The following is an 8835-nucleotide window of genomic DNA, read 5'->3' on the forward strand; positions in this document are numbered from 1 at the left end:
ATTCTCTGATAAGTCTCTTCTTCCTCATCAGAAATGATAAAACTAATATTTTCCCATTCTATCACCTATACTAATGAAATAATTCTCACTGCCATATTTCATGGATATATGCTTAATCAATACATCCTCTGATTTCTTCCAATGAGGAAATTTTATTTTCTTTCATATATCTCCAAATTCCATCTATGATTTCTACAGTCGCATAAGGATTATGAAAATTTGCAGTTCCAACAGCAACAGCCTTTGCTCCCGCCATAATAAATTCAAGAGCATCTTCGTATGTTGAAATACCACCCATGCCAATCACAGGCACATCAACGCTATGGCAGACCTCATAAACCATTCGCAGTGCCACAGGCATAATACCGGGACCAGAATACCCTCCGATTCTATTTGCAAGTACAGGTTTACGCTTATGTATATCTATTTTCATTCCTCTTAGTGTGTTAATTAGCGAAATTGCATCTGCCCCACCAGAAACAGCAGCTTTTGCTATTTCTGTTATATCGCTGACTTCCGGTGACAGTTTTACAATCAAAGGTTGTTTTGCGTAATGACGAACAGCACCCACTATTCGTTCTACAATGTGCGGATTTGTGCCAAAGCTCAATCCACCCTCTTCCACATTTGGACAGGAAATATTAAGTTCCAAAAGATCAATATCACAATCTGCAAATTTCTCTGCAACCGAACAGTACTGTGCCAAAGTATGTCCACAAATATTGACGATTATCTTCGTATCATATTGTCTAAGAAACGGAATATCATTCTCAATAAAATGTTTTGCTCCTGCATTCTGCAATCCAATGGAATTTAATAAGCCATCCTGTGTTTCTGCAACTCTGGGAACGGGATTTCCCCTCCATGCTTCCTCAGAAACACCTTTCACTGTAATTGCACCCAAACGGTTTAAATCAATCAATTCTCCATATTCCCGACCAGAACCAAAAGTCCCGGATGCTGTTGTAACCGGATTTTTTAATGTCACGCCTGCAATCGTCGTTTCCATCCCACTATTCATCCCAAACAACCTCCTCTCCTGAAAAAACAGGACCATCTTTGCATACCCTCAGATATTTCCAATCCGGTTCTCCTGGCTTTTGTATCTTCACTCCACATCCTAGACAGGCACCAATGCCACATGCCATCCGTTCTTCCATAGAAACTTGAATCGGGATACTGTGTTCTTTTGCCCATGCTGACACAGACTTAAGCATCTGTCTTGGTCCGCAAGCAAATACCTGTCCTGCTGAAGGATTAAACTTTTCCAGTAAATCACACACCGTTCCATGCAAGCCATAATTTCCCGACTGGCTTGCAATATGGACATTGATACCCAATCTATGAAAATCCTCTGCCATAAATGGTATGTCCTGATAACCAAGCAAAACTTCTGTGTTTCCACCAAGTCTTTTAGACAGCTCTAAAAGTGGTGGAATTCCCAAGCCACCTCCAACAACAATGCTTTTTGTTGCCTGGTCCGGTAGTACAAATCCATTTCCCAATGGTCCCATAATACGAATGCGGTCATTCTTCTGCAACTGTGAAAACTGCTTTGTACCTTTTCCTGCAATTCTATATACAATGGTTACGCTTTTTTCTGAGATAGCTGACAAACTTATTGGACGTGCCAACAGATTTCTTTTATCCGGTGGATATAGCTGAATAAATTGCCCCGGTTCTGCTGTCCGGGCAATCTCTGATGCCGCCAGTTCCATTTTCCATATCCCGGATGTAATTTCCTCATGGTTTACTATAGTTGCAAGACAATATGTATTCATTCCAGCCCTCCTTTCTCATGAATCCGTAATGCTTCTATCATTTCATAAGCTATACTGATATCAGTCAATTCTTTCGGCAAATTAGAACGGGGATGCCATTCTGCAACTGCCAGTTCTCTTTTATCAAGATGAACTTCATCTGATCCATCCAGTCTGGCAATATAACCCACAATGACAGAATTAGAAAATCCCCATGGCTGACTGCCAAAATATTTTAAATCCTTGATATGAATACCTGCTTCCTCAAAAACCTCTCTTTTTGCCGCTTCCTCAAGCGTTTCTCCAATTTCCACAAAACCGGATATGAGAACCCATTGGGATAGAGAACGGTCAGCATACTTTGTCATCAGCAATCTATCTTCATTTATGACTGCCACCATCACCACCGGAGCAATGTGCGGATAGACAATGTTCCCACAACTGTGACAGATTAATTCCCGCTGGTTCCGGTTCCTTTCCATCTTGTCTCCACACTTTCCACAATAAACATTTCTTTCATACCAGTGCCCTAAATGTAAAGCTGTAATTCCGGCAAAATATACCCACTCTGGTAAAATGTGGTTTAAATACTCAACCGGGAAATACCGCAGACACTGCCATTCCGATGCAACAATATCATTCGGCTGAAGAAGATAAATTGGTATGTCATCAACACAAAATAGAAATACCGTCAAGTCCCTTATTTTCTCAATGGGCTTTTGCAAATCCCGGAAAGTAGGAAGTTCCCTGCTTCCATCCTCGCAGATTCGCAAAAGTACATTCCCATTTTGAAACGAGAAAAAACAATCTTCCAATGCAGGAACTAGATTACGGAATGTAAGTTCTAAGCGGCTGGGAAAAATATCCTGTATCATTGCTTATTCCTCCTTACAGATGCCGCAAATTCTCACGATATCTTCTAAGTTCCTTTTCATCTACAGAAGCAATAACCTCATCCAACCATTTTGTCATCTTTTCCTTATCCTTCGGCAAATGCCCCTCTACATTGATGCAGTTGGACGCACCCATTGTTGCAAAATAAGTTTTAATATCAAGATTTTCAATCAGAGTCTTTAACTCATAAAGTTTTTCGATTTCTGTCTCTTCTGCCCAATTTCCATTCTGAATTTCCTGATACAATTCCGATGTAGGATAGATTGTCAACATGGAAGATACAATAATCTTCGGATGAACCTGATTAAATACTTTTGCAGTATTCTTTGCTCCAATTTCCCCACGACCAGAACCATAGATTCCGGCAAGATAAAAGAAATTATAGTCCATACCGACCTCGTCCAGTCTTTTGCTCTCTGCAATAATCTCCTTTGTACCAAAGCCTTTGTGCATAAAAGACAGTGATTCCTCATCACCTGCTTCTGCACCAATAGTGATACTGTTATATCCAAGTTGTCTAAGCTCCCTAAGCTGTTCTGTGGTTTTTGGTGTAATATCGGTAATGCGGGCAAAACAACCAATCGACTGCACCTTTGGATAATACTTCTTTACCAACTCTGCCAGAGTTTTCAGCTTATCAAAACTCAGAACAAACGGGTTTGCCCCAGTAAAGAAAACTCTTTTTGCATTCCTGTGATAACGACTGATCTCCTTCAAATCTTCCTCTACCTCGGATAATGGAGACATGCGAAATTTAAATGGTACATCCTCATAAAGAGTACAGAATTTACATTTATGATGAGTACAGCCAGCCGTCACCTGAACCAGGGCACTGCACGCCTCATAAGGTGGTCTCCAAATTGTTCCTGTGTAATGCATAATATATATTCTCCTTTCGTTAATTCATCTTTGCTAATGCACTTTGAAGCACTGTAACTTTATCTGTCCATTCCCATGGAAGCTGCAAATCTTTTCGTCCAAAGTGCCCATATGATGCTGTTGGTTTATAAATAGGTTTTCTAAGCCCTAATCCATTAATGATTGACGAAGGGCGTAAATCAAAGAACTCATCAATCAATTCCAAAATCTGTTCTTCCTGAATCACCCCCGTTCCAAAAGTATTTACCGAGACTGAAACTGGATTTGCAACGCCGATAGCATATGCTATTTGTATTTCACAGCGGTGGGCAACCCCTGCCGCAACCAGATTTTTTGCCACATACCTTGCTGCATAAGCTGCACTGCGGTCAACCTCGTTGGATCTTTTCCTGAGAATGCACCTCCTCCATGTCTGGCAAATCCGCCATAAGTATCTACTACAATTTTTCGCCCTGTGAGTCCGGTGTCTCCCTGAGGTCCACCAATCACAAAACGTCCGGTAGGATTTATAAAAAATTTGGTATCTGTATCAATAAGCTGTTCTGGAATAACCTTTCGAATAACCTGTTCAATCATATCCTTTTCAATGGTATCATGTTCAATTTCCGGAAGATGTTGTGCAGAAATCACTATGTTATCTACACGAACAGGCTTATCATCTTCATACTCAACCGATACTTGTGCTTTTCCATCTGGACCAAGATACGAGACAACTCCCTGTTTCCTTACCATAGCCAGCTTTCTTGTCAAAGCATGAGCCAGATATATCGGCATTGGCATCAATTCGTCTGTTTCATCTGAAGCATAACCAAACACCATTCCCTGATCTCCTGCTCCAAGTTCTTGTATTTTACTTTCTCTAACTTCCAGTGCTTTCGTGACACCTTGCGCTATATCCGGAGATTGTGCATGAATGGATGTAATAACTGCAACCGTATCTGCATGAAACCCAAAGCGATAATCACTATATCCGATTTGTCTAATGGTCTCGCGAACAATTTGTTCTATATCAATACTATCTAAAGCACCATCTGATACTTCTCCCATGACAAATACCACTCCCGTTGTAGCAAACACTTCGCAAGCTACTCTTGCATCAGGTTTTTTTCGGATGACTGCATCCAAAACAGCATCCGCAATCTGATCACAAAGTTTATCCGGGTGTCCTTCTGTTACAGATTCTGAAGTAAATAATTTTCTCATTAGTGATTCCTCCTCTGCATACTAATTGAATAAAATCATTTTAGTTGTTCTCAGAAATCTCAATGGTTACAAAATTTTCTGAAAATAGTTGATTGCTTGTATATAACCTATATCTTAGTTGTTACATTCAAACAAATTCTTTTTGAACGTTCAGGTTATAGGATTCGTTTCACTTCAAAAATTATTTTTCCAAAAGGTGTTAAGTAACTAGTCTCTGTCCTGTTATCTAAAACGAATAAAAACTGTCCCGAAAATGAACCGCTTTTTCTCATCTGCATTTCTTTTTCTGAAAGTAAAATAAAATTAATCTGTTGCACTTCCATACTCATCCAACTCATAGTAATTAATTGTATGAAATCCATTTTTCAAACAATAACTTCCTGTTGTTTTGGTTAAAATCACTTCTGGTTCACTTCCAAAGTTTTGAATACTGCGAACAGAAATCTGAATGTTATGTTTTATTCCTATCACCTCCGTTCAAACACAGTCTAAATTGAAAAAAAATATTCTACAAGTACTGTCTTTTTATTGTCTTAGACGCATTTTTCTTACCTGGTATAAAAAAAGACACTACCTTGATATTCATTAAATGATATTTTATAATTTGTATACAAAGGAGGTGCTATTATGGCTGATAACAAATTTTCTCGTAGTCAGATCCTTATGGCAAGCTGCGTTCCGATGACCAAGTTGCAGTCCGTTATTGGAGGGAAATGGAAAATTTTAATTATGTGGTACATTTCAGTTTATAAAGTACAACGCTTTGGGGAATTACAAAGAAGAATTGGCGATGAAATCACAAAATCAACTCTTACCAAACAGTTAAGGGAATTGGAAAATGACGGATGGATCAATCGTCAGATTTATCAAGAAATACCTCCCAGAGTAGAATACACCCTTACAGAATTAGCCGAAAGCTTTGTTCCAATTTTAGAGCAAATGAAAGAATGGAGCGAAACACATTTATGCTAATCCTGTTTTCCATAAGAGTACTACTTCCCTAAGTAATCAACTATCGACACACCCTCCGGGAGTGTCGGTAACACTCATAGCAAGCACTGCCCATGTCATGACACATGGGCTGAAATTTACTTTTATGCCACAGGCACAACCCGTAAATTTCCATAGGGAAGTATCCCTAACCCTCTTATATTTTTTGAGCCAATTTTCACAGTAAAATCATTGACCTTCTTCTGCAATTTTGCTACAATTTTTCTTGGATAACTTTATCCAAAAATCGAATACACTTTGAAACAAACTGTTGTAAAACATCGAACATTTTACAGCATTTTTTTTGTACCCAAAAAAGGAAGGAGTTAAATAATGGCAAACAGAAAACGCACCAATCCGGTGCAATTTTATCTCGATGATGACGAGCAGTATATCCTGGACGAGAAGTTCAGAGTATCAGGCATGAAAAGCAAGTCCGCTTTCTTGCGAAAGCTCATTTTGTATGGCTATGTCTATGACGTGGATTACAGTTATCTTAGAAATTACAATACGGAGCTTGGACGTATCAGCTCAAATTTGAACCAGATTGCCAAGCGAATAAACAGCACCGGAAACATTTATAAGGAAGATATGGACGAAGTAAAGGAGTTGATGAATGAGGTATGGCGTACACAAAAATCCATGCTATCAAAGCAACCGTTGATAAAGCGATAGACTACATCTGCAACCCCGAAAAGACCGATGAAAAAATGTTCGTTTCCTCTTATGCCTGTTCTCCTGAAACCGCAGCTTATGACTTCAAATATACCCTGGACCACTGCCGGGAAAACAGTCCCAACAAAGCCTATCATCTGATACAGGCTTTTACTCCGGGAGAGGTTGGTTTTGAAGAAGCGCATCGCATTGGAAAGGAGCTTGCAGATAAACTTTTAGAGGGGAAATATTCGTATATTGTAACCACCCATATTGACAAAGGACACGTTCATAATCACATCATTTTTTGCGCTGCTGACAACATCGAACACAACAAATATCACGACTGCAAACAGTCCTATTACCACATCCGGAATCTGAGTGATGAGCTGTGCAAGGAACACAATCTTTCCGTCATCATTCCGGGTGCGCAGCGTGGCAAAAAATACAAAGAATGGCAGTCTAACCAGAACGGTTCTGCATGGAAAACGCAGATAAGAAAGGACATCAATTTCTGCATCAAGTCGACTTCCACTTACGAAGAATTTCTGCTTCTGATGAGAGCCAAAGGGTATGAAATCAAAGGGGAAACTTTTGAAGAAGGAGCTGCCAAATACATCTCATTCCGCCCTCTGGATAAAGAGCGTTTTGTGCGTGGCAGTGCGAAGTCTTTGGGTAAGGAATACACAAAGGAACGTATCCGGGAACGCATTGAAAGGAAACGGGAACGAAAGGCAGTAATCCCAAAAAGGGACTACTCTGCCCGCAGGCTCATTGACACCTCGGACGAGAAATTTAGAAGCAGTCCGGGACTGCAAAGGTGGGCTGCCATCGAGAATTTAAAGATCGCGGCACAAAGCTATAATGAAGTCGGTTCCCTTGCAGAACTGGAACACAAAATTGCGGTAAAAACCGAAGCCGGAAAGTCTGCAAAGCAGAGCGTGGTGGAACTGGAACACCGTATCAAAGACCTTGCGGAAATCATCAAATATGCACAGCAGTACAAAGACAACCGCTCCTATCATATCGGCTACAAAAAAGCCAAGAACCCGGACGCATATTTCCGCAGATACGAAAGCCAGATCATTCTTTATGGCGGCGCCAGACGTATGCTTGAACAGGCGGGCATAAACTTAAAGGGATTGAATGTCGATAAACTGAAAGCTGAGTATCAGGAACTGATGAAGCAGAAAAGCGAGCTGACTTCCACCTATAAAGATTGTGAAAAGGAAGTGCGTGAGCTGAAACAGAAACAGGAAAATCTTAATCAGTATCTTGCAAGGGATATACCTAATACCCAAGATTCCAAAAACAAACAACAATCTCTATAATATTGGTAGTAAGTCAATCTATTTTATAGTATAATCAATTTACTACTTAACAAAGGAGTAATCTATTTACATGCTTACATTTATTGACGAAAGTGGATACCCTCGCCCTACCGATTCAACCAAGAATCCTATCCTGCTTGGTGTCTGTATCCATGAAAATGATATTAAACCGATAACAAATCAGATATATAAATTAAAAGATTCTATTTACGGAAAACAGGACGAAATAAAGTCTACAAAACTAATTCGTGAAGCAACTATTACTAAGAATCGTACAAATAATAAAGCGTATGTTGAAGGCATGGTGGACATCATTACCTCTTATGACGCTGCTATTTTGCATAATTATGGACAAGCCAGATGAACCAATTATTGTTCCGGAGCATCATCTTCCAAAGCAGTATTACCTTCTTTTAAAAAAGGTTGAGTTTTACTGTAATCATCATCACTATGGCAAAGCAATGATGATATTTGATGAGGTGCATGAGGATGCTGACCGAAAAATTGCTGAGGCAATTACAGGTTTTCTTTTCAAAACGAAGTTTGGGCGTTCTTTCCATCACATATTAGAAATGCCTTTGTTTGTCAGCTCTGCTGTAACTCCTGCAGTACAGTTCGCCGATATATTTGCTGGTATCGTGAGACATTATTACGAAAATGAGCTTGACCAAAAAGAACCAGGAACAGAATTTCAGGAATGGCTTGTAGAGCTTTTCACCAAACTACATAATCTTACGGAAAATAACTTCATCCCCAAATCACATTATCTGGAATATGGCTTTCAGAAAATGGGCAAAAACTTCTCCTATCCTGTAAGCGAGAAATTTACTACTTCTGATAATGATGAAAGCCTTCTAAGTGAAGAATTTTCTAATGATTTATCTGAATAATTTTTTGTTTGACTTCATACAAATATGGTGTATAATATTATTAGAGTCATATGTTGTTCCGTCCTGGAGCTGCGTAGGACTCGTAATATTGACAAAAGTATCGCACCTGCAGTTTAGCGGGTGCGATTTTTGGTTTGCGCGCCATGGGCGCGCTCTAATGGGTGAAAGTCCCGAACACGCCTAGGCAACGAGGAAGTGTATAGCAGAACAGCAAGGGTGTCCATCGTGAGGTGG

Annotated in this window: 10 protein-coding genes and 1 pseudogene; 5 read left to right on the top strand and 6 right to left on the bottom strand. The window is 39.8% G+C overall.

Annotation, left to right across the window (positions count from 1 at the left end; translation table 11 throughout):
• Positions 1-112 precede the first annotated feature (112 nt).
• The 6 genes and pseudogenes from DWZ60_RS16085 to DWZ60_RS16110 all read right to left on the bottom strand — a co-directional run bounded on the left by DWZ60_RS16085 (position 113) and on the right by DWZ60_RS16110 (position 5059).
• The gene (locus DWZ60_RS16085) at positions 113-1021 is read right to left on the bottom strand and encodes a dihydroorotate dehydrogenase (RefSeq protein WP_119222099.1); all 909 of its coding nucleotides are present in this window, start codon (positions 1019-1021) and stop codon (positions 113-115) included.
• Complete coding sequence (locus DWZ60_RS16090) at positions 1014-1781, bottom strand: dihydroorotate dehydrogenase electron transfer subunit (RefSeq protein ID WP_119222101.1); 768 nt, start codon at positions 1779-1781, stop codon at positions 1014-1016. The genes DWZ60_RS16085 and DWZ60_RS16090 overlap by 8 nt, the downstream gene beginning before the upstream one ends.
• The gene (nudC, locus tag DWZ60_RS16095) at positions 1778-2635 is read right to left on the bottom strand and encodes an NAD(+) diphosphatase (RefSeq protein ID WP_119222103.1); all 858 of its coding nucleotides are present in this window, start codon (positions 2633-2635) and stop codon (positions 1778-1780) included. The genes DWZ60_RS16090 and nudC overlap by 4 nt, the downstream gene beginning before the upstream one ends.
• A 13-nt stretch (positions 2636-2648) precedes the next feature.
• Positions 2649-3533, bottom strand: coding sequence for a radical SAM protein (locus DWZ60_RS16100; protein ID WP_119222105.1), 885 nt, complete (start codon positions 3531-3533; stop codon positions 2649-2651).
• 19 nt (positions 3534-3552) lie between these two features.
• Positions 3553-4736 (bottom strand): annotated as a pseudogene (gene metK / locus DWZ60_RS16105) (methionine adenosyltransferase).
• A gap of 155 nt (positions 4737-4891) precedes the next feature.
• Complete coding sequence (locus tag DWZ60_RS16110; RefSeq protein WP_158576416.1) at positions 4892-5059, bottom strand: DUF1934 family protein; 168 nt, start codon at positions 5057-5059, stop codon at positions 4892-4894.
• 304 nt (positions 5060-5363) lie between these two features.
• Between DWZ60_RS16110 and DWZ60_RS16115 the strand changes: the two genes are divergently transcribed.
• The 5 genes from DWZ60_RS16115 to DWZ60_RS16130 all read left to right on the top strand — a co-directional run bounded on the left by DWZ60_RS16115 (position 5364) and on the right by DWZ60_RS16130 (position 8601).
• Complete coding sequence (locus tag DWZ60_RS16115; protein ID WP_119222109.1) at positions 5364-5708, top strand: winged helix-turn-helix transcriptional regulator; 345 nt, start codon at positions 5364-5366, stop codon at positions 5706-5708.
• A 351-nt stretch (positions 5709-6059) separates the two neighbouring features.
• A complete protein-coding gene (locus DWZ60_RS16120) occupies positions 6060-6401 on the top strand; it encodes a MobC family plasmid mobilization relaxosome protein (RefSeq protein ID WP_119222111.1) in 342 nt (113 codons plus the stop codon).
• A complete protein-coding gene (locus DWZ60_RS16125; protein ID WP_119222113.1) occupies positions 6350-7711 on the top strand; it encodes a relaxase/mobilization nuclease domain-containing protein in 1362 nt (453 codons plus the stop codon). The genes DWZ60_RS16120 and DWZ60_RS16125 overlap by 52 nt, the downstream gene beginning before the upstream one ends.
• Positions 7712-7781: 70 nt before the next feature.
• Positions 7782-8075, top strand: a complete 294-nt coding sequence (locus DWZ60_RS17145; RefSeq protein ID WP_147397770.1) for a hypothetical protein — start codon at positions 7782-7784, stop codon at positions 8073-8075.
• Positions 8059-8601 (top strand): DUF3800 domain-containing protein, encoded by a 543-nt coding sequence (locus tag DWZ60_RS16130; RefSeq protein ID WP_158576417.1) that lies wholly within the window; start codon positions 8059-8061, stop codon positions 8599-8601. Before DWZ60_RS17145 ends, DWZ60_RS16130 begins: the two co-directional genes overlap by 17 nt.
• Positions 8602-8835 lie beyond the last annotated feature (234 nt).

Source organism: Blautia sp. AF34-10 (assembly GCF_003477865.1).
In the GTDB taxonomy this organism is placed as follows: Bacteria; Bacillota; Clostridia; order Lachnospirales; family Lachnospiraceae; genus Fusicatenibacter; species Fusicatenibacter saccharivorans.